Annotated in this window: 21 protein-coding genes; 8 read left to right on the top strand and 13 right to left on the bottom strand. The window is 34.3% G+C overall.

Going from position 1 to position 21,538, the window contains the following annotated elements:
• Window position 1: 1 nt before the first annotated feature.
• Window positions 2–400 (top strand): DUF6165 family protein, encoded by a 399-nt coding sequence (locus WHC90_RS06700; RefSeq protein WP_188597710.1) that lies wholly within the window; start codon window positions 2–4, stop codon window positions 398–400.
• Between the two features lie 27 nt (window positions 401–427).
• Here the strand turns inward: WHC90_RS06700 and WHC90_RS06695 are convergent, their stop codons facing one another.
• A complete protein-coding gene (locus WHC90_RS06695) occupies window positions 428–778 on the bottom strand; it encodes an arsenate reductase family protein (RefSeq protein WP_188597709.1) in 351 nt (116 codons plus the stop codon).
• A 109-nt stretch (window positions 779–887) separates the two neighbouring features.
• Here WHC90_RS06695 and WHC90_RS06690 point away from each other — a divergent pair, with 109 nt between their 5' ends.
• Both WHC90_RS06690 and WHC90_RS06685 read left to right on the top strand, forming a co-directional pair.
• On the top strand, window positions 888–1,343 hold the full coding sequence (locus tag WHC90_RS06690) for a DinB family protein (RefSeq protein WP_188597708.1): 456 nt from the start codon (window positions 888–890) through the stop codon (window positions 1,341–1,343).
• A 16-nt stretch (window positions 1,344–1,359) separates the two neighbouring features.
• Window positions 1,360–2,508 carry a cystathionine gamma-synthase gene (locus WHC90_RS06685; protein WP_188597707.1) on the top strand — a complete coding sequence of 383 codons (1,149 nt, stop codon included), beginning with the start codon at window positions 1,360–1,362 and terminating at the stop codon, window positions 2,506–2,508.
• Between the two features lie 3 nt (window positions 2,509–2,511).
• Here WHC90_RS06685 and WHC90_RS06680 read toward each other — a convergent pair whose 3' ends face one another.
• The 3 genes from WHC90_RS06680 to WHC90_RS06670 form a co-directional block, all read right to left on the bottom strand.
• Window positions 2,512–3,294, bottom strand: a complete 783-nt coding sequence (locus tag WHC90_RS06680) for a THC0290_0291 family protein (RefSeq protein ID WP_188597706.1) — start codon at window positions 3,292–3,294, stop codon at window positions 2,512–2,514.
• Between the two features lie 53 nt (window positions 3,295–3,347).
• Window positions 3,348–4,952: an Ig-like domain-containing protein gene (locus WHC90_RS06675; RefSeq protein ID WP_188597705.1), complete on the bottom strand. Its 1,605-nt coding sequence runs from the start codon at window positions 4,950–4,952 to the stop codon at window positions 3,348–3,350.
• 64 nt (window positions 4,953–5,016) lie between these two features.
• Entirely contained in the window at window positions 5,017–5,706 is a 690-nt protein-coding gene (locus WHC90_RS06670; RefSeq protein WP_188597704.1) for a ComF family protein, read from the bottom strand.
• Window positions 5,707–5,757: 51 nt separating this feature from the next.
• Here WHC90_RS06670 and WHC90_RS06665 point away from each other — a divergent pair, with 51 nt between their 5' ends.
• On the top strand, window positions 5,758–6,321 hold the full coding sequence (locus WHC90_RS06665; protein ID WP_188597703.1) for a class I SAM-dependent methyltransferase: 564 nt from the start codon (window positions 5,758–5,760) through the stop codon (window positions 6,319–6,321).
• Window positions 6,322–6,366: 45 nt separating this feature from the next.
• On the top strand, window positions 6,367–7,908 hold the full coding sequence (locus WHC90_RS06660) for a glycine--tRNA ligase (RefSeq protein ID WP_188597702.1): 1,542 nt from the start codon (window positions 6,367–6,369) through the stop codon (window positions 7,906–7,908).
• A 91-nt stretch (window positions 7,909–7,999) separates the two neighbouring features.
• On the opposite strand, the gene WHC90_RS06655 is transcribed toward WHC90_RS06660, so the two are convergent.
• The 5 genes from WHC90_RS06655 to WHC90_RS06635 form a co-directional block, all read right to left on the bottom strand.
• Window positions 8,000–8,215 carry a YgaP family membrane protein gene (locus tag WHC90_RS06655; protein ID WP_188597701.1) on the bottom strand — a complete coding sequence of 72 codons (216 nt, stop codon included), beginning with the start codon at window positions 8,213–8,215 and terminating at the stop codon, window positions 8,000–8,002.
• Between the two features lie 72 nt (window positions 8,216–8,287).
• Window positions 8,288–8,791: a DUF3575 domain-containing protein gene (locus WHC90_RS06650; protein WP_188597700.1), complete on the bottom strand. Its 504-nt coding sequence runs from the start codon at window positions 8,789–8,791 to the stop codon at window positions 8,288–8,290.
• 97 nt (window positions 8,792–8,888) lie between these two features.
• Window positions 8,889–12,263: a hypothetical protein gene (locus tag WHC90_RS06645; protein WP_188597699.1), complete on the bottom strand. Its 3,375-nt coding sequence runs from the start codon at window positions 12,261–12,263 to the stop codon at window positions 8,889–8,891.
• A 32-nt stretch (window positions 12,264–12,295) separates the two neighbouring features.
• A complete protein-coding gene (locus tag WHC90_RS06640) occupies window positions 12,296–12,790 on the bottom strand; it encodes a methylated-DNA--[protein]-cysteine S-methyltransferase (protein WP_188597698.1) in 495 nt (164 codons plus the stop codon).
• Window positions 12,783–13,547, bottom strand: a complete 765-nt coding sequence (locus WHC90_RS06635; protein ID WP_188597697.1) for a TatD family hydrolase — start codon at window positions 13,545–13,547, stop codon at window positions 12,783–12,785. Before WHC90_RS06635 ends, WHC90_RS06640 begins: the two co-directional genes overlap by 8 nt.
• A gap of 90 nt (window positions 13,548–13,637) precedes the next feature.
• Here WHC90_RS06635 and WHC90_RS06630 point away from each other — a divergent pair, with 90 nt between their 5' ends.
• Both WHC90_RS06630 and WHC90_RS06625 read left to right on the top strand, forming a co-directional pair.
• Window positions 13,638–14,141 (top strand): retropepsin-like aspartic protease, encoded by a 504-nt coding sequence (locus WHC90_RS06630; RefSeq protein WP_188597696.1) that lies wholly within the window; start codon window positions 13,638–13,640, stop codon window positions 14,139–14,141.
• Between the two features lie 167 nt (window positions 14,142–14,308).
• The gene (locus WHC90_RS06625) at window positions 14,309–14,530 is read left to right on the top strand and encodes a hypothetical protein (protein ID WP_188597695.1); all 222 of its coding nucleotides are present in this window, start codon (window positions 14,309–14,311) and stop codon (window positions 14,528–14,530) included.
• A gap of 89 nt (window positions 14,531–14,619) precedes the next feature.
• Here the strand turns inward: WHC90_RS06625 and WHC90_RS06620 are convergent, their stop codons facing one another.
• Both WHC90_RS06620 and WHC90_RS06615 read right to left on the bottom strand, forming a co-directional pair.
• Window positions 14,620–15,807, bottom strand: coding sequence for a pyridoxal phosphate-dependent aminotransferase (locus tag WHC90_RS06620; protein ID WP_188597694.1), 1,188 nt, complete (start codon window positions 15,805–15,807; stop codon window positions 14,620–14,622).
• Between the two features lie 33 nt (window positions 15,808–15,840).
• A complete protein-coding gene (locus WHC90_RS06615) occupies window positions 15,841–16,935 on the bottom strand; it encodes a fatty acid desaturase family protein (RefSeq protein ID WP_188597693.1) in 1,095 nt (364 codons plus the stop codon).
• 126 nt (window positions 16,936–17,061) lie between these two features.
• Between WHC90_RS06615 and rsmG the strand changes: the two genes are divergently transcribed.
• Window positions 17,062–17,691 (top strand): 16S rRNA (guanine(527)-N(7))-methyltransferase RsmG, encoded by a 630-nt coding sequence (gene rsmG, locus WHC90_RS06610; RefSeq protein WP_188597692.1) that lies wholly within the window; start codon window positions 17,062–17,064, stop codon window positions 17,689–17,691.
• A 71-nt stretch (window positions 17,692–17,762) separates the two neighbouring features.
• Here the strand turns inward: rsmG and WHC90_RS06605 are convergent, their stop codons facing one another.
• Together WHC90_RS06605 and WHC90_RS06600 are read right to left on the bottom strand one after the other, a co-directional pair.
• The gene (locus WHC90_RS06605; protein WP_188597691.1) at window positions 17,763–18,290 is read right to left on the bottom strand and encodes a thioredoxin family protein; all 528 of its coding nucleotides are present in this window, start codon (window positions 18,288–18,290) and stop codon (window positions 17,763–17,765) included.
• 23 nt (window positions 18,291–18,313) lie between these two features.
• Window positions 18,314–21,535 carry a S41 family peptidase gene (locus tag WHC90_RS06600; protein ID WP_188597690.1) on the bottom strand — a complete coding sequence of 1,074 codons (3,222 nt, stop codon included), beginning with the start codon at window positions 21,533–21,535 and terminating at the stop codon, window positions 18,314–18,316.
• Window positions 21,536–21,538 lie beyond the last annotated feature (3 nt).

Genomic DNA, 21,538 nt, shown 5'->3' with positions numbered 1-21,538 from the left:
GATGAAAATAGAAGTATCCAATGGAGAAATTTTAGATAAGTACAGCATTTTAGAGATAAAATTGGTTAAAATAGCAGATGCAAAAAAACGTATCAATATTCAAAATGAATACCAATCTTTAACCCCAGTAGTTGAGCAAATTTATAAAGAGGCAAAAGACCAAGAAGTTTTAAAAAAATTGTATGCTAATTTGTTGACTGTTAATAAAAAACTCTGGAAAATAGAAGACGATATTCGAGAGTGTGAGTTGGCTAAAGATTTTGGAGAGACTTTTATTGCGTTGGCTAGAGCCGTATATTACACCAACGATGATCGCTCTGTTGTGAAAAAAGAAATCAATGAGTATACGGGTTCAGCCTTGGTAGAAGAAAAATCATACGAAGACTACAAAGAATCATAAAAAGAGAAGCATTAATTAAATGCTATGTCATTGGCCGAGTTTTGCTTTTAGAAGCTCAATTTCCTTAGGACTATTGCCAATAAAAATTGTATCATCTACAACAAAAACAGGTCTTTTTAAAAAGGTATATTCATCTAATAGATACTGTCTGTAATCAGTTTCGGTTAGATCTTGATTTTTCAAATCCATAGATTTGTATAGCTTCGCTCTTTTGTTAAACAAGGCTTCATACGATTTTGATAACTGATGCAGTTCTTCAAGTTGTTTGACCGAGATAGGGTTGGCTTTTATTTCTTGTTTTTCGAATCCAGCCAAGTTGATTTCTTTTAAAATGCGTCTGCAGGTGTCACAAGTTTGTAAATAATATACTTTTTGCATGCTGATGAAGATTTATATTACAAAGAAAGTAAAAATCAATAGTCTTTGCTATTTTTACAAAAAATAACTGTGACCAAAATTTGGCATAGAACAGTATAAAACTCAATTTATGAAAACCCAATTTGAAATATTATCCGTATCAAGAACCTTGGTAGAAAAGGAAATAGACGGATTAAGTATAGAACAATTAAACCATATTCCAACTGGTTTTAAAAATAACATTACTTGGAATGTTGCACATCTGGTGGTTACTCAACAATTGCTTCATTATAAATTATCAGGAGTTAACTGTTTAGTGCCAGAAGAATTAATTGCAAATTATAGAAAGGGCACTTTTCCTACGACTCCTTTTTCTGATGAAGAGTTTGATGAGGTAAAAGATTTACTAATTGGATTGCCAGACACTTTAGTTGAAGATTACGAAGCTGGGATTTTTGATAATTATGAAAGTTATACAACCAGTACTGGTTTTGTTCTAAATTCACTTGATGATGCAATTACATTTAATAACTTTCATGAAGGAATGCACTTAGGAATCATCAAGGCATTAAAGAAACTAGTTTAATAAAAACAGACCAGCAGTGAAGTTTAATACCAAAACCATACACGGTGGGCAAAAGCACGAAGCTTCAACAGGGGCAATAATGCCGCCGATATTTCAAACGTCTACCTATGCACAGGCTAGTCCAGGTCAGCATAAAGGCTATGGGTATTCTAGATCTGCTAACCCAACAAGAACAGCATTAGAGGATAGTTTTGCTGCCATCGAAAATGGAACTCATGGTTTTGCTTTTTCTTCTGGTATGTCTGCTATTGATTGTGTATTGAGAAGATTGAAACCTGGGGATCATGTTATTGCAGGTGATGATCTCTATGGAGGTACGTATAGAATGTTTAAACAATTGTTTGAAAAATACGGATTGAAATTTCAATTTGTAGACATGGATTCTACAGACAATGTTCGTAAAGCAATCACAGAGAAGACCCAATTAATTTGGATAGAAACGCCTACAAATCCGTTGATGAAGATTGCTGATATTAAAGAAATTTGCAAGGCTACAAAAGCAATTAACTCAGCCATTACAATTGCTGTTGACAATACGTTCGCTACGCCTTATTTGCAAAGACCTCTTGATTTAGGAGCAGATATTGTAATGCATTCTGCTACAAAGTATTTAGGTGGTCACTCAGATCTTATAATGGGAGCTCTTATGGTGAAAGACGCAAGTTTAGCAGAAGAATTGCATTTTATTCAGTTTGCAGCAGGTGCTATTGCGGGCCCGATGGATTCTTTTTTGGCTTTAAGAGGTGTTAAAACATTGCATTTAAGGATGCAACGCCATTGTGAAAATGGAAAAGCAGTTGCAGCATTTTTATCCAGTCATCCTAAAGTTGAAACGGTTTATTATCCAGGCTTGGAAAGTCATCCTAATTATTCAATTGCAAAAAAACAAATGGATGATTTTGGAGGAATGGTTTCTTTTAAGTTAAAAGATCAAAGCAAAGCTGCAGCTTTTTTGTTTTTAGAAAACACGAAGGTTTTTGCTTTAGCAGAATCTTTAGGGGGTGTAGAAAGTTTGGTAAATCACCCAGTAACCATGAGTCATGCAAGTATCCCAGAAGCTGAAAGATTAAAGATTGGTATTACAGATTCTTTAATCCGGTTAAGTGTAGGTATTGAAGATATTGAAGACCTAATTGAAGATCTTGATTCTGCACTTTCTCAATAGTCCTTAAAAACAGTAGGCCTTGCTTTTAGCGCTTGATCTTAGATCGTAAATCAACCCAACTTGGATGTTTGTCATCCACTCATCATTTCTATTTTCCGGAACATCGGCTTGTAATCCATCTACAGTGTCTGAAAAGTAAATATGCCAGTTAAAAATACCTGCTAGGTCTAGGCGACTTGTTAATCGAAGCCTAGTTCCAGCACCTAAGGCAATTGTAGGTGTGCTTCCCCTTCCAACATTAAGAGCGTTTGGGGTTTGGTATTTACCAGGGAGTACAGTGATATCTGTTCTCCAATCACCAAGATCTGATTCCAAACCATTATTGTACCAAGAATATTTAAAACCTAGAGTTACAAATGGATTCCAGAGCACATCATTGTACAAGCTTCTAAGGTAGTATTCGGCAGAAACACCTATACTCATAACAGAAGCATGCCCTTTCATAGCACTTAATTTTTGTGCTGATACACTACTTCCTTCTGTATATTTTCCAAAATGCTCAAAATTTGCTCTCGTAAAAATATTGATTTCAGACTTTAGCATAAAATGCTTTTTCCAATGGTAGCGATCACTCACTTTAAGTTCTTGGCTGTAAAATTGGATGTAATGAGTGGCACTAAAAGAAATTACGTTATTTCCATAACTGCTAAAAAAATCATTTCGTTGTCCAAAATCTGTTTGTATTGCTCCTGTCCCGAGAAAAACACCGACTTCATGTATGGCCTCTTGGGCTTTTACAGAAATACTAAAAACACAAATAAAAAAAAGTGTTGTAAAAAATTTCATAATCGAATACTTCAATAATTAATAGATGTTTAAAAAAAATCAATTGTTCTTAATCATTGGAGGATAAATGTTTCAGAAAATTGGAAATTTTCCTTAATAGGAAAAATTTTGGGGGAGTATATAATTTTTTCGGGTTGTAATTTTTTTAGATAGTTTCCAGTATCCCAACGCTTGTTGTTGTTGCTGTCAATAATAGCTCTAAGTTTATATTTTCCCGGCTTTAAAAGTGCAAAACTAAGATTTGTTTGTTTAGAAACAAAATATCTTTGAACAAGTTTTCCCTTTTCTGTCAATAGCTCGATTATTGCTGGAAAATTACTTCCTTTAACAGCAAGTTCTATACTTCCGTAATCAGAGGTTTCTTTAGTAGAGAAGCGATACCTAAGACTGTCATTGTGAGTGTTAAAAACATCTGTCAATGCTTTTGGTAAGAGCTCTAGACGATAAGAACTGGTAGGTGTTTTTTCAAATAAAAACTGAAGTTTATTTGAGTCTTTAGACAACACAGGAGTAAATTCAACTGCAACTGAATCTTGTGTGCTTAGCTTAATTTTAGTAAGATCTAAAGTTACAATTGGGTTGTTGCTGGTTAGGGTTAACGTGTCTTTTAACTCAAGTGTTCTACTAGTATTTGAGTTTATTTTTAATGAGTCGATTACTTTCTTTCTTAATGGAAGTGTAAGTGTGTCGCTAAATTTTTTAGCAGTAATTTTTAATTGAATTGAGTCACTGCTGTAATTCGAAAACCAAAAATTTAAAGAATCCTTACCGGTTTCAAACCTTGAAAAACTTTTAAAATCAGAATTACCTGCCAATAGAGGTTCTATAGACAAGCCTTCTGCTTCGCCTTCAAAAGGAAAGAGCAAATGACCTTTGCTCACTTCTTTAGGGCTTAAAAGTCGGAAAGGCGGTATTTCTTTAAAGAGTACTATTGATTTAAGTAGTACGCTGTCTCTAGGCAAGCTAAGAGGTTGCTCTACAAAACCAATTTTATCACTTTTAGGGTTAAAAAGGTAATTGTTGGCAGCATCCTTCATGGCAATTAACTTATAGCTTCCTTTTTCTAAATTATTTAACCTAAAAAGAGATGAATCTAGCGTATTTGTAACGTAGTTGGGTTTCTTAAGATAAACGATAGAATCTTGATAGCTACTGTCAATTTTATACAGCAAAATGTTGATATTTTTACTTGTTGTACTCTCATAGGCATCTTTTACAGATCCTGATGTATATAATGAATCGATGTAGTTTCCTGTAGAAAAAATATAGTGAAAGCCCTTTAAAGGATTGTTCTCATTATTGTCTTCTATACTGTTCCCAAAATTAATCGTGTAGGTGGTGTTTGCTTGTAAGGTGTCTTTAAATTTAATAGTAATAGATTTACTTGCAGCTCCTTGAGGCTCTATAGTTGGTGTGTATTTTAAAGGAGGAGAAACAATAAATTGCTTGTTTACATCTTTGAGAATAATAAACTCATCGAAGTAAATTTTAATTTTATTCTCTTTAAAATTTAAGGTTTTATAAGGTGGGTTTGCAGTAACCATCATAGGGGCTATGCTGTCTTTTTTACCCCCACTAGGTCTTCCTTTTTTTGCACAATTACTTGTTAAAAAAATAAGAAGAATAATTACAAACAAAAGCGTACCCGTATGTCTCAAGAATGTCTATTTTAAATGCAAAATAACAAAAATTTTAACTGAACCAATCAAGATTTGACGTTAATTATTCTGTAAATGCAATGGTTGCAATACTAATTTTGATGTTTTCACTTTTTAACAGTGCCTTGCAACAAGATTCTAAGGTAGCTCCTGTTGTTAATACATCATCTATTAAAAGAACATGCTTGTTTTTAAAGCTTGTGGTGTTCTTTAATTTAAAAATGGTATGGGTGTTTTCAAAACGTTCAAAACGCTCTTTAAACGTTTGGGTTTTTCTTGATGATGTCCTTATTAAAATATCAGGTGTATAAGGGATATTTAGTTGTTTTTCTAGTGCTAATCCAAATTTTGTCAATTGGTTGTAGCCGCGTTGTTTTCTTTTTTTTGGATGTAGTGGAACTGGCACAATGCAATCAATTGTATCTAATTGATTTGAAGCTTTTAGTTGTGAGCCAAACCATTCTCCAATAAAACTTCCAATTTCTTGACGATCTTTATATTTTAAATGATGTATTAATTGTTGAGATTTGCCATCTTTGTGAAAATATAAAAATGAGATAGCCATTTCTAAAGGAATTTTCCCAGCAAAAACATTAGTGATTTTATTTTTTTTAAAATCTTTGTAACAAATAATGGGTAAATCATGTCTACAAGTAGAACAAAGTATTTGTTCGTTGTTAAATAGTTCTAATTGACAACAAACACATAAATTAGGGTAAAACAACTGGAAAAACCCTTTTAGAGATTTTTTCATACTATATTTCTTAACAATTTGAAGTTAAGATACATAAATTAAAATAGGATTATGCATACGAAAATTGATTTTTTAAAAGAGGCGGTTAAAACTTATAAGACTTCTGGGACCTTGATCCCGAGTTCACGATTCTTAGCAGCCAGGATGTTAAAAAGTATCGATTTTAAAAATGCAGACGTTATTGTAGAGCTTGGACCAGGAAATGGAGCCATCACAAAGTATATCTTAAAAAACATTCAACCCAACACCCAGTTAATTTGTTTTGAAATTAATGAAAATTTTCACAAACAAATGCAACGAATTTCACATCCGCAATTAACGCTTTTAAATACCTCGGCAGAAAATATTTGTGAGGAGTTAGAAAAGTTAAAAATTTCTAAGGCCTGTCATATTATTTCTAGCCTGCCACTAACCATTATTCCAAACGAGGTTACAAAGGCAATCTTAGAGAACTCATATAAAGTCTTGGCTGTCAATGGAGATTTTATTCAATACCAATACAGTTTAAGTTATTTTAAAAAATTAAAAGCGGTGTTTCACAAAGACATATCACTAACTTTTGAAGCTTTAAATTTTCCACCTGCTTTTGTGTATCGATGTAAAAAACTAGCTTAAGTTTTTCTTGTTCACTTTTTAGTTTGATGTATCTTTGTAGTCATTATGGCAAAACAAGAAGATCAATTTAAAAAAGTACTCTCGCACGCTAAAGAATACGGATATGTATTTCAGTCAAGTGAAATCTATGACGGTCTAAGCGCAGTGTATGATTATGCTCAAAACGGAGTTGAGCTTAAAAAAAATATTAGAGAATATTGGTGGAAAGCAATGGTGCAGATGCATGAAAACATTGTCGGTATTGACGCCTCTATTTTAATGCACCCAACCACTTGGAAGGCCTCTGGTCATGTTGATGCATTTAATGATCCATTAATTGATAATAAAGATTCAAAAAAGCGCTATAGAGCAGATGTCTTGGTAGAAGACTACTGTGCTAAAATAGAAGCAAAAATAGATAAAGAAGTAGCCAAAGCTGAGAAGCGTTTTGGTGAAGCTTTTAACAAAGAAGAGTTTGTAAGCACCAACCCAAGAGTGCTTGGGTACCACGAGAAAATTAAAAGTATCTTAACTAGAATGGCAAAATCTTTAGAAAATGAAGATCTTGCTGATGTTAAGGCCTTGATAGAAGAGCTAGAAATTGCCGATCCATTAACTGGATCTAAAAACTGGACTGATGTCAAGCAATTTAATTTAATGTTTGGTACACAAATCGGTGCTTCTGCAGAAAATTCTATGCAAGTATATCTTAGACCTGAAACAGCTCAAGGTATTTTTGTGAACTTTCTAAATGTGCAAAAAACAGGACGTATGAAAATTCCATTTGGGATTGCACAAACTGGTAAAGCGTTTAGAAATGAGATTGTTGCTAGACAATTTATTTTTAGAATGAGAGAGTTTGAGCAGATGGAGATGCAGTTTTTTGTAAAACCAGGAACTCAAAAAGAATGGTACGAAAAATGGAAAGAAACCCGTATGAGATGGCATTTGTCTTTGGGTATGGGAGCAGAAAACTATCGTTTCCACGATCATGAAAAATTGGCTCATTATGCAGATGCAGCTTCTGATATAGAGTTTAAGTTTCCATTTGGATTTAAAGAATTAGAGGGGATACACTCTAGAACTGATTTTGATTTAAAAGCGCATGAAGAATTTTCTGGAAAGAAGCTTCAGTATTTTGATCACGAAGAAAATAAAAGCTATGTTCCTTATGTGGTAGAAACATCCATAGGTTTGGACAGAATGTTTTTAGCTGTATTTTCTAGAGCTTTGCAAGAAGAAGAGTTAGACAATAACACGACCAGAACAGTTTTAAAATTGCCAGCAGTTTTAGCACCATACAAAGCAGCTATCTTACCATTGGTTAAAAAAGATGGTTTGCCAGAAATTGCCCGTGAGATTATGGATGATCTAAAATGGGATTTCAATGTATTTTACGATGAAAAAGATGCGGTTGGAAAACGTTATAGAAGACAGGATGCAGCGGGAACTCCATTTTGTATTACTGTAGATCACGAAACCTTAACAGACCACAGTGTTACTGTTAGAGATAGAGATACCATGGAGCAAAAGAGAGTTGCAATTTCAGAACTTAAAGAGCTTATAAGAGCTGCAGTCGATATGAAAACTTGGTTGCAAAAAATATAATCAACTAAAAAAAGCCTCATCAATTTTGATGAGGCTTTTTTAATAAAATAAAAGTATTTAAAGTGGTGTATAGACAGGTCTTTACAGTACGTTATTCTTTTTCTTTTTTTACAGCGCAGGTATTAAAACCAAAAGGTTTGTATAATGGACAAAAACTTACCAAACTTGTCAGTAAAAAAATAATCCCTAATACCATCAATACAATTGCTACCGTACCACTAATGATTTCTGTATAATATAAAACAGCGATCAAAGCAGCAATTAAGACTCTGATCATTTTATCTGTAGATCCCATATTTTTTTTCATACGCTAAAATTTAATTAAATTTGGTTGTTTGTAATGACTTATTAAACAGCAAGATACGGTTTTTTCGGTAAATTAAAATCGCCAACCCAAATTAACTCCAGTACGTGGTACAATTACAGGAGAGTCTTCTGTAAATAAATTTCTTCCAGCTCCTCCATAGATGTCAATTACAAAACCATTGTCTGTTGTGTATTTTAATCCAACGGCAACACCTAGTGCCCCATCGGTATAATCTACAGTTAATGGACCTCCACCACCATAAGCAATTACATCTTTTTCGCCATAGTTTAAACTAAAAAAAGCTTCTCCAAAGAAATTCCAATTGTATTCTGTTGTAAAATAATGACGAAAATACGGTGTAAGACTTCTTTTTTCATTGTATCTAAAATCGGCACTTTGCTTTTCAAAATTAAATAGAGCAGAGACTCCTACAGATGATTGCTCATTCAAATAGTGCTCATAAGACACTTCGACAGTTTTTAATGCAAGTGCATCAAAAATATCCAATTTAAGTTCATCTTGTGCATTTGCAAATGAGCTAATAAGAATGGCTCCGGCTAACAATAGTTTTTTCATAATAAGAATCTTAATTAATATGCAATAGTTTTTTATATTCTAATTCAACTTCATACAAACTTACAGCAATTTTTAGAGTTAATAAGTCAAAAAAGCCTTAAAAATCTGCTCTAAGTTGAATTGATCCCGTATGAATTACAGAAGATCTTTCACTTTTTCTTCCTAGATAATTAATGTTTAAGTTTAAAAATGAATTGAGTTTTTGTTGATACAATAGGCTCCAAGTATAGTTTTTCCCCACCTGAAGACCTTCTAACATTTGATAAGCGACTGGACTGTTTGCGTTCCCTGAAAAATTATTAGAATACAAATTAAGATCAACGCTTAATTGATTGTTTTTTTTGCTGCTATACAGATAAGAGGCTCCTATATTTTGCTGTTCCATTTTTTCAAAATCTTGAACTGTATTTTTTTTATCCTTATAAAGATAGCTTAGAGAAAAGCGATGATTTTTATTGTATAAAAAAGTAAATTTCGGACCAAACTCTTTGTTGTTTAGTAGGTAATTTCGATTTGAAAAATTTTCAGTATTCACTTCTTCTTTTAGGAAGCTGGTCTTTAGCTCTAATAACCAAAACTTAGTAAGCATATGCTCAAAATCTAGTTGATGTAGGGTATTCTTACTTTCTTGATTTCCGATGCTGTAAAACTGCTTTATTTTAGAATCTTGATAGGTATAGATAAAACTATAGTGTTGGTTGTTTTTATTAAAGTAAAACTGATTTCTAAGACTCAAATTAAGTCCTATTAATTTGGTTTCATCAAGGTGAAAAGGGTTGAGGTTAAAAAGAGAACCACTTCTTTCTTGCTCATTGTCTATGAGAAAAGCCGATTGATTGTAAAAGTGAGAAATAATTTTTCTAAGCCCTTTTTTAGTTGACCAAGCTGATGGATTTAATTGGATTGATTGAGACCATTTGGCTCTTTGGGTATTTACATAATTGATATTTGGCAGGGCAATCCTAAGGTAGTTTGCCTGATCTTGAAAGATTGCAATTTCAAACTCATTAAATTCTTTGATGCCATTGTTATTGTAATCTATCCAAGTATAATAGCCTAAGCCAGGTTCTGTTTGAACGTAAATATATTCCTGTCGAGGTACATTTCCTGATGAGGTTTCGTATACTGTAGCGCTATTGATAAAATTTCCAAAGAGTTTTTGGTTGTATACTACTTTGGCATTCAACGATTTTTCATTGGCTACAAAGCTATTTTTACTGTTCATATAATTTGCAAAAACTGCAAGATTTGTCTTGCTGTTTTCAATCAATTTGCTTTCCAGGTAAAATGTACTCCTAGTATTAATTTTAGCAAATTCAGCATTTCTAACACTGTCGTTTACTCGGTAGTTTACCCCAAATTTCACATACACTTTGGTACTATCTCCAGCTCCAATATAGGTGTCAAAGGCACTGTAACGATGACTTAATTTTTGCAATTGATTGTTTTGGAGATCTCTCTTTTGATTGCTTTCAAAATCAGCAAATGCTCCTATCCATTTTTTTGTAAACGATTGCTCTAGTTTGGCTTTGGTTCTAATAAATGAGTTCTTTTCAAGAGAGCTTGTGCTGTTTAAATAGCTTGCATCCAAAGCAAGAGCAGTTTTATTAATAAGACTATTGGCTTTTAAAAGTTGTTTATAGCCTTTGTAGTCTTGGCCATAAGACAATTGTTGAAAACCATAATCAACTGTAATGTTTTTTGCTTTTTTAAACTGTAGTCCAATGCCTATTTGCTGCTTATCGCCAATAGGATTGGACAAGTTCCAATCCCGCTGAAATTCTACTGTTTCAAAACGCTGCTCCATTTTAAAGTTTTGTTGTACAAACTCATAACTTACTTCTGAAGCGATGCGCCAATTAGAATCTACGAGCAATTGGGTCCAATCGATTTTGCTTGCGACTCCTTTGTTTTGCTGATTGTCAATACTAGAGAACAGATTCAAATCGTTGTTACTCATTGCCCATTCTGCAAAAACCTGTGTTTTTTTACTGGGGTGATAGGCGGTGTTGATTGCAAAAATTTGAGATTTACTCGGTGCAATCAACCGAATAACTGGGCTATAATCTCCTGCATTTAAACCAACATATTCATAGATATTTCCCAAGGCAGTTGTTTTGCTTAGTCTATATGCTCCTTGTAAATTACCTACCAAACTAAAACTTACATAATACAATTCATCAGTTGGATCTTCTGAGTATTCAAAGATTTCGCTAGTGCTGTTTAGGGTTTTTTTATAAAGAATTTTACTGTCAGAATAGGCTTCTCTATAGGCACTTTCACTGATCATTTTATCTGGATTATTTCCAGCTTCTGACAAGATTAGTTTCTGTGCATCACTAAGGTCTTGCTGTAGAGGTTGATTTTTCGCATCGATTTCATTATAAAAGAAACTTTGAATATACCAGTTTTCAGTGCTGTATTTGGCCTTGTTATAGCTTACAAACCGGGTGTAATTTCTCTCTGAATATTGAAACTCTAAACGGAAACGCATATCGCTATTAATAGGGAAACTCGTATTAAATCTAATTTCTGCTGTATTGTAGTCTATTGTATAATCTTTGTCTTCACCTCGTGTTAAAAGTTGGCCATTCATAAACAAAGCATCAGAACCTCCAACGATGATTAGAAATGATTCTGAATTTGGCCCTGTAATTTTATAAGGCCCTTGATTTCCTTCGCGACCATTAAAATTAAAAACAGAAAACCGACCTCTAACAATGGCGCCAGAAGCAAGAACGTTAAGGTTTTCGTTTTTGGCTTCAAGCTCAAGACCACTTACTTTTTTTGAAAATTTTAAAAAATAACTATCGGTGTTTTTGAGATCTAAATCACCGGCTTTTACACGCCAGTTTTTATGGGTTAACTCTATAAAAATCCGATCAAAATCGGTAATATTTTGTGAGTAGCCATTGTCTTGTAGAGGGATGTTTGTGTCAAAAATATTGGCCCTAATTTTCACTTCTTTTGATAAATAGCCTTCAATATTCAAATCTAAGGATGAGTTGACTACGGAGTTTTGATTGTTTCCGATAGTCAGACCTCTATTAATAGATCCATTTGTAGTCAGTCCATCAAAAATAGGTTGATTGGTCTTGTTTTTATTAGACGTTAAGCTATATAATTTTTGTGTGTTATTTGTGTTGGGTACAACAACACTGTCATTATACGATTGGTAGGTTTTTGTAATAAATTCAGGGAATATAAAATAACGAAGCTGTATTATTGGGTACTTTTTTGCACTTATAATTAGTAGAGCTTTGCTAAAGTCAATCTGGTAGGCAGATTTAGGTATTTGTACACCGCTACTGTCTAAGATTTTAAAACGCAGCGGATTGATAGCCTCTTTTTCTAAGTATATGGTGTCTTTTTTTAGCTGAATTTTTTTACTGCGAAACTCTTTTGAATTGATTTGTGCTTGGGCGATAAATCCCAAGAACAGACAGAACCCTAAGAGCACTTTTTTAATCATATAAGTACGAACGCAAAAAACATGAAAATAGTTTAAAAGAGCGATCCTTGTTTTACGGGGTTTTCATGAGCTAATAGCCACTTTTTACGCCACAAACCTCCAGCATAACCAGTTAATGATCCGTCAGTACCGATGACCCGATGACAAGGAATCAAGATCCAAAGAGGGTTTTTTCCGTTGGCAGAAGCCACAGCTCTAATGGCTTTTACATCCCCTAAAACTTTAGCCTGTTCTAAATAACTGCGCGTTTTTCCAAATGGAATTTCTAGTAAGGATTTCCAAACTTTTTTTTGAAAATCGGTGCCTTTTAAATTGAATTGTAAATCGAAGGTTTTTCTTGTACCTTCAAAGTATTCGTTAAGTTGAGTAATACAAGGTTTTAAATAGGGAGCAATCTCAGTATTGTTTTCTATTGAGGTAGAAGCAGCTTCGTCTAAAATGCTAACTGATTCAATTCCTTGAGTGCTACCAGTAATTTTAGCAAAACCAATGGGTGATTTATAATATGCAACAGCTTCTTTAAGCACCAAATATTTCTTTAGAATTTTGAGTTGTAATTTCGGCAATTTCTTTGAATGAAACCTTATAGATGTCAACCAATTTATCAATTACATTTGTAATATAACTACTTTCATTTCGCTTTCCTCTATAAGGAGTAGGAGCCAAATATGGTGCATCTGTCTCTAAAACGATGTGTTGAAGTTCTATTTGATCTAAAAACTGATCAATTTTTCCATTTTTAAAGGTTGCTACACCTCCAATTCCTAATTTCATATTGTATGAAATCGCTTTTTGGGCTTGGTCTAAGGTTCCAGTAAAACAGTGAAAAATGCCATACAAATCAGGTCCTTTTTCTGTTTCTAAAATTTCAAAAATTTCATCAAAAGCATCTCGACAATGAATTACGATGGGTAGTTTTTTTTCTTTGGCCCATTGAATTTGAGTTCTAAAGGCTTCTTGCTGTTGTTTTAAAAAGCTGCGATCCCAATACAAATCAATCCCTATTTCACCGATTGCATAAAAGGGACGTTGATCAATCCAATTTTTAACGGCAGCCAGCTCTTCTTTATAATTTTCTTTTACAGATGTTGGATGTAAGCCCATCATTAAATACACATCATTTGGATATGCTTTCTCCAAGTCTAGCATTGCTTCTGTATAACTGCTGTCTATTGCAGGAATAAAAAAACGAGTTACACCCGCTTCCTTTGCTCGTTGCATCATTTGGGCTTGATCGTCTTTAAATTGCTCTGAGTATAAATGCGTATGTGTATCTGTAATCATTCTGTTTCTAATTTATTTAGCTGCTTTTAAAAACCTTAATTCATTGCTATATGAAAACATTGTATTTTAGCTATTACAAAAATACATTAAATGACCAGTCTTAAAAAAGTATTGACTAAAAAGAAATATATCCGCATTAAGTTAAAAAAAATGATCACCAATCATTTGGAGTTAAAGGCTAAAATTAATGGTGTAAGTGGGCGTTTTATTTTGGATACTGGCGCATCAAACTCATGCGTAGGTCTTAATTTGATAGATCATTTTATTTTGACTGCAGAAGATTCAGAAGCCAAAGCAGCAGGAGCAGGAGCCACAGATATGGAAACGCAAAAGTCTGATAACAATATCTTACAAATTGGTAGGTGGCATACAAAAGAAAGTCATTTAGTCTTGTTTGATCTTACGCATGTTAATACAGCTTTAACCCAACATGATGAGCAAGAAGTTCACGGTATTATTGGGGCAGATGTTTTAGAAAAAGGCAAGGCAATTATTGATTATGACAAGCTAGTTTTGTATTTAAAAAAGCCAAAGAAAAAGAATAAAAATAGCGCCTTGATTTTTGATGATGAATCAAATTCAGTGCCTTTTTAAGGATCTTTTTTAAGTTTTTTTCGCTGTGTTTTTTTAATTGAAACCCCTAGAATTTATTAGGTGTTCACTATATTTTTATGCAATTATAAATTTTTGAATTCCAAGAGGTTGATGTAACATCTTTTTGTATTGCTCGTCTATATAGTATACACAAAACAAAAGAAATCATGGAAATAACAACATCAAAACCAAGTAGTTTATTTAGTAGAGGATTGCTAAATTCAGCATATAAAGAAGATATCGCTTATAGTTTTAGACATTTAAGAAATAAGTCAATTTTTAAGTCAAAAGAACGCGCATTTAGAAATCACGATCAATTGTGTTGTTCCGTTGGAGCTGTATTAAAAGTTTCAATTTTTATCATTGCTCTACTACTAATTCTTTTCTAACAAAAAACCTCATTGATTCTGAAAATATCAGCATTCAAATGAGGTTTTACTGTTGGGTGTTCCTTTTTACTTAAAACGGATTTACATCCTTACACCAATGCTTCTTTAATTCTTTTTATCGCTTCTGTTAATTGCTCTCTAGAAGCTGCGTAAGACAAACGGATACAGTTTGGAGCGCCAAAGGCTGCACCTGTTACTGTTGCTACATTGGCTTCTTCTAATAAAAACATAGAGAAATCATTTGCGTCTTCAATTTTTTTGCCTTTTATGGTTTTGCCGAAAAATGCAGAAACATCCGGAAAAACATAAAAAGCTCCATCTGGGGTGTTTAGTTTAAAGCCATCAATTTCTTTTAGTAAGTTTAAGACCATATCTCTACGAGCCTTAAATTCATCGACCATATATTTTACACTACTTGGGTCGGCCAATACAGCTGTTATAGCTGCTCTTTGAGCAATGCTGTTTGTTCCGGAGGTAATCTGACCTTGCATCTTTGTACAGGCTTTAGCGATCCACTCTGGGCCTCCAAGATAACCGATTCTCCAACCTGTCATGGCAAATGCTTTTGCAAGCCCATTTACCGTAATGGTTCTGTCATACATACTCTCAATGGCAGCAAAACTAAATGGAGTTTCACCATAGTTAATATGCTCGTAAATTTCATCAGAGAGTATAAAAATATTCGGGTATTTTTCTAAAACTACTGCCAAAGCTCTGTATTCTGCCTCACTGTACATAGTTCCGCTTGGGTTGTTCGGAGAATTGAAAAACACCATTTTGGTCTTTGGAGTGATTGCAGCTTCTAATTGAGCTGGGCTAATTTTAAAATCCGTTTCGATAGTCGAAGGAATTTCTTTAAAAGTAGCTTCACACAAGGTAGCGATCGCAGAATAACTAACCCAATATGGAGCTGGTAATAAGACTTCGTCTCCAGGGTTTAAGAGTACTTGTGCTATGTTTGCAATAGATTGTTTAGCTCCTGTAGAAACTACAATTTGATTGGGCTTATAATCTAAGTTGTTATCTCGTTTAAACTTGGTGCAGATGGCTTCTTTTAATTCTAAATAACCATCAACGGGTGTGTATGAGCTGTAATTTTGGTTGATCGCTTCAATTGCAGCGTCTTTGATAAAATCAGGCGTATTAAAGTCTGGCTCTCCCAAACTTAAACTAATGATATCTTTTCCAGCTAATTTTAATTCTCTTGCTTTTGCAGCCATTGCCAAAGTTTCCGAAACTGGCAAACTGTTTATTCTGTCTGATAATGGATATGACATTGTATAGGTACTTTATCTTTTTTTATAGCGGTTTTATGAAGCTAAATTTGGGTGTTTTCCAAGGTTTCCTAAATGCCTAAAGTGTTCTATGATTGCACGCCTTGTGGTTTCATACTCATTGTATGGCAAATTAAACTCTTGAGCAGTTTCTTTTACAATTTTAGCTAATTTGTTATAGTGTACATGAGAAACATGTGGAAAAATATGGTGTTCTACTTGATGGTTTAAACCACCGGTATAAAAGTTTACGATCCAGTTTGTAGGAGCAAAATTAGAAGTGGTATACAGTTGATGTACCGCCCAAGTATGCTCTAAGTTACCGTCCTTATCAGGAATAGGCATGGTTGTTTTTGGAACAATATGTGCCAATTGAAATACCAAACTTAAAATCATTCCTGCGGTATAGTGCATTACAAAAAAGCCGATAAAAACCTTCCACCATGCAATGTCTAATACTAAAATAGGCAATACGATCCAAAGCGCGTAATACACTATTTTAGAAATAATTAATTTAGTCCATTCAACTTTTGGGTTAGGAAACTTACCGTACGATAATTTTCTTTTCAAATAGTTGTGCATTTGTTTAATATCTGTGGTAATAGCCCAGTTGATGGTTAAAAGACCATATAAAAATATTGAATAATATTTTTGAAACTGATGAACTTTTAGCCACTTAGCGTGTTTTGAGAAACGAATGATTCTACCGGCATCAATATCTTCATCATGGTCTTTTACATTGGTAAAGGTATGGTGCAATACATTGTGCTGTACTTTCCAGTTATACACATTTCCTGCTAAGATATAGATGCTACTACCCATTAGTTTGTTCACCCACTTTTTACTTGAAAAAGATTCGTGATTACTATCGTGCATAACATTCATACCAACACCAGCCATGCCAATACCTGTTACGACCATTAAAAGAGCCATGACCCATTGAGGCATAGCTATGGTTAAAATCAAAATAAAAGGAACTAAAAATAACCCAAACATTATAATTGCCTTGGTGTAGAGTTTCCAGTTACCTGTTTTCTTTAAATTATTTTCTTTAAAATACGAATTAACGCGTTTGTTTAAAGTCTTGAAAAACTTTGCTTTATCTATTCTTGAAAAATTTATGGTCTTCATATATACTAATATCGTTCTGATGTTACAAAAATATACTTTTTGTTTTTGGTTTATACAATAAACGTCAGTTTTTGTTAAGAATTGTTTCTAAACATTTAACTATTTTTGCAACTCATTAAGATGATTATGGAGTTAATACAAAAATATTTTCAAAACCTAACTGACCAACAGCTTACTCAGTTTGCTAAATTACAAGAACTATACCACGATTGGAATTTAAAAATTAATGTTGTTTCTAGAAAAGATATCGATGAGTTATATCTTAGACATGTGCTTCATTCATTAGGAATTGCAAAAGTGATTCAGTTTGTGCCTGGATCTAAAGTGATGGATGTTGGAACAGGTGGTGGTTTCCCAGGAATTCCATTGGCAATCTTATTTCCAGAAACCCAGTTTCATTTGGTGGATAGCATCGGAAAAAAAATAAAAGTTGTTAATGAAGTTGCTCAGGGCTTGGGTTTACAAAATGTAAAGACCACACATGGTAGAGTAGAAGAAGTTAAAGATACCTATGATTTTATCGTCAGTAGAGCAGTAGCCCAAATGGAAACCTTTGTTCATTGGACCAAAGGGAAAATTGCGAAAACGCAAAATCACCCAATTAAAAATGGCATCTTATATTTAAAAGGAGGTGATCTTACAGAAGAATTGGCCTTGTACACTTCTGCTAAAATTTATGATTTACCCAATTATTTTGAAGAAGACTTTTTTGAAACCAAAAAAGTGGTTCACCTTCCTATGAAATACAAGGGGTAGTATTCAGGCTTTAAGAAGAATACATATATTATAAAAAAAACCTGTAAAGAAGTCTATACAGGTTTTTTTAGTTATTCTTTAATTATAAAAGCTTTGGAGACCGCTGCACGTTCTTTGGCAGAAATTCTTGTGGTTTTTCTTAATTTTTTTAAGAATGCGCTAACCTCTTTTTCACTAGCAGGGCAACCTAAGTTTTGACCAGCATCATCTCTAGAATCAGCAAGTAATTTGCCTTTGCTATTAAAGATAAGCCAATACGGTATTCCAGAATTCCCTCCTTTATATTTTTCCATCATTTGCATAGCACCAGGATTCTCTAGGTGCTTTTTATCCTTAGCTTCTAGAACGGTTAAATGGGTAATGACAAAATTTTTATCAAAATATGGTTTGACCTCAGGTTTTTCCATATTAGCATCCATCCTTTTACACCATCCACACCACGAAGCATGAAACATTAGGAGTACTTTTTTATTTTCTTTTTTAGCCTGTGCATAGGCTTTGCTCATCACAGCATCTGCTGTTTCTTGTGTGTTTGTTTGTGCATTTACGCTTATAAAGAAAAAACATAAACATACAATTAATACAGATTTAGTTTTCATTGAATTCTTATTTAGGGTTCTTGTTAATTGCCTTTTGTTGGTCTAGGAAAAGCCGGTGGCTTAATGGCTTGTACTTTTATGCTTTTTAATTGTTTTAAAAGCTCTTGAACAGCTCTTTCTAGTTGAGGGTCTCTACCCATTTCCAAAGCTTTTGCATCTTGCCTTACAGCAATATCTGGTGCAACACCTTTATTTTCTGCTACCCAGGTATTGGTTGCAGGATCAAACACGGCATTGTCTGGAGCAGTTAATGATCCACCGTCAATTAATGAATAGTGCGTAGAAGATTTTACCAAACCTCCCCAGGTAGTTGCTCCGATTAGGAGACCAGCCTTTTGCTGTCTAAACACCCAAGGGAAAAAATCTCCCCCAGATCCAGCAAGCTCATTAATCAGTAAAACTTTAGGGCCCATGATTCCGGCAGGTAAACGCAATGGTTTTCCATTTGGAACCTCATTGGTTAAAGCTGCTCTAGGTTTTCTGGTCATCAAATCAACCATATAATCATCTAATAATCCACCGCCATTAAAACGTTCATCAATCACAGCACCTTCTTTGTCTTGTTGTGCAAAGTAGTATCTATTAAACGAGACAAAACCAGGGCCACTTGTGTTGGGTACCCAAATATATCCAAGTTTACCACCTGATAATTTATCGACCATTCTTCTGTTGTCTTCTACCCAAGTGCGTTGTCTTAAAGAGTTTTCACTGCGGATAGGTGATACTACTTCTTTCCAGGCTCCTTTAAAGCTTGGAGAAGAATTGATGTGTAAAACAGTTTGCTTTCCAGCTGTGCCGTCTAAGTGCTTGTAAATATTGTCTTTATCAGTGATTTCTTCATTGTTAATACCAACCAAATAATAACCTGTTTTAATTTTCATTCCAGGTTGATCTAAAGGTCCGTCTAATCCAGGGTTCCAGCTTTCAGAAGTGTAAATTCGTTGAATTTGCCATCTTCCTTGTCTCGCTGTAAAATCAGCCCCAAGCAAACCTCCAGAAGATCGATCTATACTTGGAAAATCACCACCTCTAACAAAGCTGTGTCCAACAGATAACTCTCCGTTAACTTGATCTAAAATATAATTTAAATCAGCTCTGTGCTTAACGAATGGAATTAAAGGAGCATAGCGTTTGTATACTTTATCCCAGTCTCTTCCATGCAAGTTTGGATCGTAAAAGTAGTCGCGTTCATAACGCCACGCTTCTTCAAACATTTGATTCCATTCACTAATTCTATCTAGTTTCATGTTGAAATCAATTTTCAAGGTTTTTGCTGCCTTTGCATTTGGAGCGGCTGCACTACCTACCTTCCAAGCTCTTCCGGCTCTTAATAGCAAGTGTTTGCCGTTTGAAGAAATTGCAGCGATGCTCATTCCTTTTCCAAACTCTACAGCTTTCATTTTCTTTAAGTCAAATTTTTTCAAGGTACCTCCATCGCTAATAAAAACAGATCCTTCAGGCCCTGATACCATGCTTCTAAATGCACCTCTAATTGGCAAGGCCATAATTCTTCGATTTAAACCATTAAAATCTATTTTAACAGCTTTATCTTTTTTGGCAGCAGGTTTCTTGTCTTTGCTTTTGTCCTCTTTTTTATCTTCTTTGATAGGTTCTTCATCACTTTTAAGCTTAAATGGAGACTCATCATCTTTTGATAAATTGATCACATAAGCCGCATAATTTGGACTCGAAGTCATAGAGCTGGTGTTTGCCCAACCTGATCCTAAGGCAACATCGGTACTTGCTAAAAAGTATAAGTGTTTATGGTCTAAATCCCATGCAGGAGAAAAAGAATCAGCAAACGGATCTGTGATTGCAGTTACGCTATTTGTATCCAATGACCACACTTTAATTTGTTTCATACTGTTGTCACCAGATTTGGTGTAGGCCAACCATTTAGAATCAGGAGACCAGGTAATTCCCATACGCCCTCTTTCTAAATTAGTACCAGCATTGTCTACCGTTTGTATGCTTTTTTTAGCCAAGTTTACCACTCTAATTCGAGTGTCATCATCAACAAAAGCAATGTGTTTTCCGTCTGGAGACCAAGTTGGCTCCCAAGCCATTTTAGAAACACCTATAGAAATTACTTGAGTTTTAGCTGTAGCGTCTTGATTGGTTAAATGCAAAGCATACCCTTTACCATTGGCGTCAGAAAACCAAGCAATCTGATCACCATTTGGAGACCAAATAGGTTCTCTATCTGCAACTCCAGAACTTTGAGTTAGGTTTCTAGAATCTCCAAATTCTACTGGAGCCGTAAAGATATCACCACGTGATCCCATAACAACTCTTTTTCCGTTAGGAGAGATGCTTGCTGTGCGAACGTTGTTGGTTACATTTTCCCATTTGGTAGCAGTCCAAGGAAAATCTCCAACAACTGATATTTTTAGTTGTTTGGTTTTGTTATTGTTAAGGTCTAAAGTGTGTAAATACCCGTCCTGCTCAAAAATCAGGGTATTGTTGTTTCCACTCAATGATTTTACCGCAGTTCCTTTAAACTTAGTAACTTGTTTTAATGCTTTTGTTTTGGTGTTGTATGACCAAACGTTTGATGTATGTGTACTATCAGATAAGAAATAAACGGTATTGCCAATCCAGACAGGATGTTTGTCTGTAGTTTTGTTATTTGGCAACAGTGTTTCTTCTAGTGTTTTTAAGTTGATTATAATTAATGGGGTGTTTTGACCACCTCTATAATCTCTCCATTCTACATCCCAGCGTCTCATTTTATCAATCACCATTTCATTACCATTTGGTGAATAAGAGCCAGCATTTGCCCATTGCTCAAAAAGTTTTGTAGCAGGGCCTCCGTTTACAGAAACCGTATACAAACGATTAAAAGCGCTTGGAGCCGTGTCTCTGCTTGAAGCAAATAAAACAGATTTTCCGTCATTGGTCCATCCTCTAGCTTCTGATGAACTAGGGTGCCAAGTTAGTCTTTTAGCTTCTCCACCATTTGCAGAAACTACATACACTGCAGGGCTTCCGGTTCTGTTAGAGGTAAATGCAATCCATTTTCCATCTGGAGAAAAATGTGGGTCACTTTCTACCGCTGCCGTACTTGTTATTCTTACAGTTTTGTTAGTGCTTAAGTTGGTTGCCCAAATATCACTACCGTAAGTAAAAGCAACATGAGTTTTGCTAATGGTTGGTTGCCTTAATAAGCGGGTTTCTTGTGCAATACTAGTTATTGTAGCAAAGAATAAAGCTACAAGAACAAATTTTTTGATAAAGCCATTCATAGT

It is taken from the genome of Polaribacter pacificus (assembly GCF_038024035.1).
In the GTDB taxonomy this organism is placed as follows: domain Bacteria; phylum Bacteroidota; class Bacteroidia; order Flavobacteriales; family Flavobacteriaceae; genus Polaribacter; species Polaribacter pacificus.
This window is presented reverse-complemented; position numbering and strand designations above follow the sequence as displayed.

Bases quoted from the DNA above. Each gene is read 5' to 3' on its own strand.
- rsmG (WP_188597692.1), top strand. From the start codon at position 17,062: ATGGAGTTAATACAAAAATATTTTCAAAACCTAACTGACCAACAGCTT.
- WHC90_RS06680 (WP_188597706.1), bottom strand. From the start codon at position 3,294: ATGAAATTTTTTACAACACTTTTTTTTATTTGTGTTTTTAGTATTTCT.
- WHC90_RS06665 (WP_188597703.1), top strand. From the start codon at position 5,758: ATGCATACGAAAATTGATTTTTTAAAAGAGGCGGTTAAAACTTATAAG.
- WHC90_RS06620 (WP_188597694.1), bottom strand. From the start codon at position 15,807: ATGTCATATCCATTATCAGACAGAATAAACAGTTTGCCAGTTTCGGAA.
- WHC90_RS06645 (WP_188597699.1), bottom strand. From the start codon at position 12,263: ATGATTAAAAAAGTGCTCTTAGGGTTCTGTCTGTTCTTGGGATTTATC.
- WHC90_RS06625 (WP_188597695.1), top strand. From the start codon at position 14,309: ATGGAAATAACAACATCAAAACCAAGTAGTTTATTTAGTAGAGGATTG.
- WHC90_RS06695 (WP_188597709.1), bottom strand. From the start codon at position 778: ATGCAAAAAGTATATTATTTACAAACTTGTGACACCTGCAGACGCATT.
- WHC90_RS06600 (WP_188597690.1), bottom strand. From the start codon at position 21,535: ATGAATGGCTTTATCAAAAAATTTGTTCTTGTAGCTTTATTCTTTGCT.
- WHC90_RS06615 (WP_188597693.1), bottom strand. From the start codon at position 16,935: ATGAAGACCATAAATTTTTCAAGAATAGATAAAGCAAAGTTTTTCAAG.
- WHC90_RS06660 (WP_188597702.1), top strand. From the start codon at position 6,367: ATGGCAAAACAAGAAGATCAATTTAAAAAAGTACTCTCGCACGCTAAA.
- WHC90_RS06690 (WP_188597708.1), top strand. From the start codon at position 888: ATGAAAACCCAATTTGAAATATTATCCGTATCAAGAACCTTGGTAGAA.
- WHC90_RS06670 (WP_188597704.1), bottom strand. From the start codon at position 5,706: ATGAAAAAATCTCTAAAAGGGTTTTTCCAGTTGTTTTACCCTAATTTA.
- WHC90_RS06700 (WP_188597710.1), top strand. From the start codon at position 2: ATGAAAATAGAAGTATCCAATGGAGAAATTTTAGATAAGTACAGCATT.
- WHC90_RS06650 (WP_188597700.1), bottom strand. From the start codon at position 8,791: ATGAAAAAACTATTGTTAGCCGGAGCCATTCTTATTAGCTCATTTGCA.
- WHC90_RS06605 (WP_188597691.1), bottom strand. From the start codon at position 18,290: ATGAAAACTAAATCTGTATTAATTGTATGTTTATGTTTTTTCTTTATA.
- WHC90_RS06635 (WP_188597697.1), bottom strand. From the start codon at position 13,547: ATGATTACAGATACACATACGCATTTATACTCAGAGCAATTTAAAGAC.
- WHC90_RS06655 (WP_188597701.1), bottom strand. From the start codon at position 8,215: ATGAAAAAAAATATGGGATCTACAGATAAAATGATCAGAGTCTTAATT.
- WHC90_RS06630 (WP_188597696.1), top strand. From the start codon at position 13,638: ATGACCAGTCTTAAAAAAGTATTGACTAAAAAGAAATATATCCGCATT.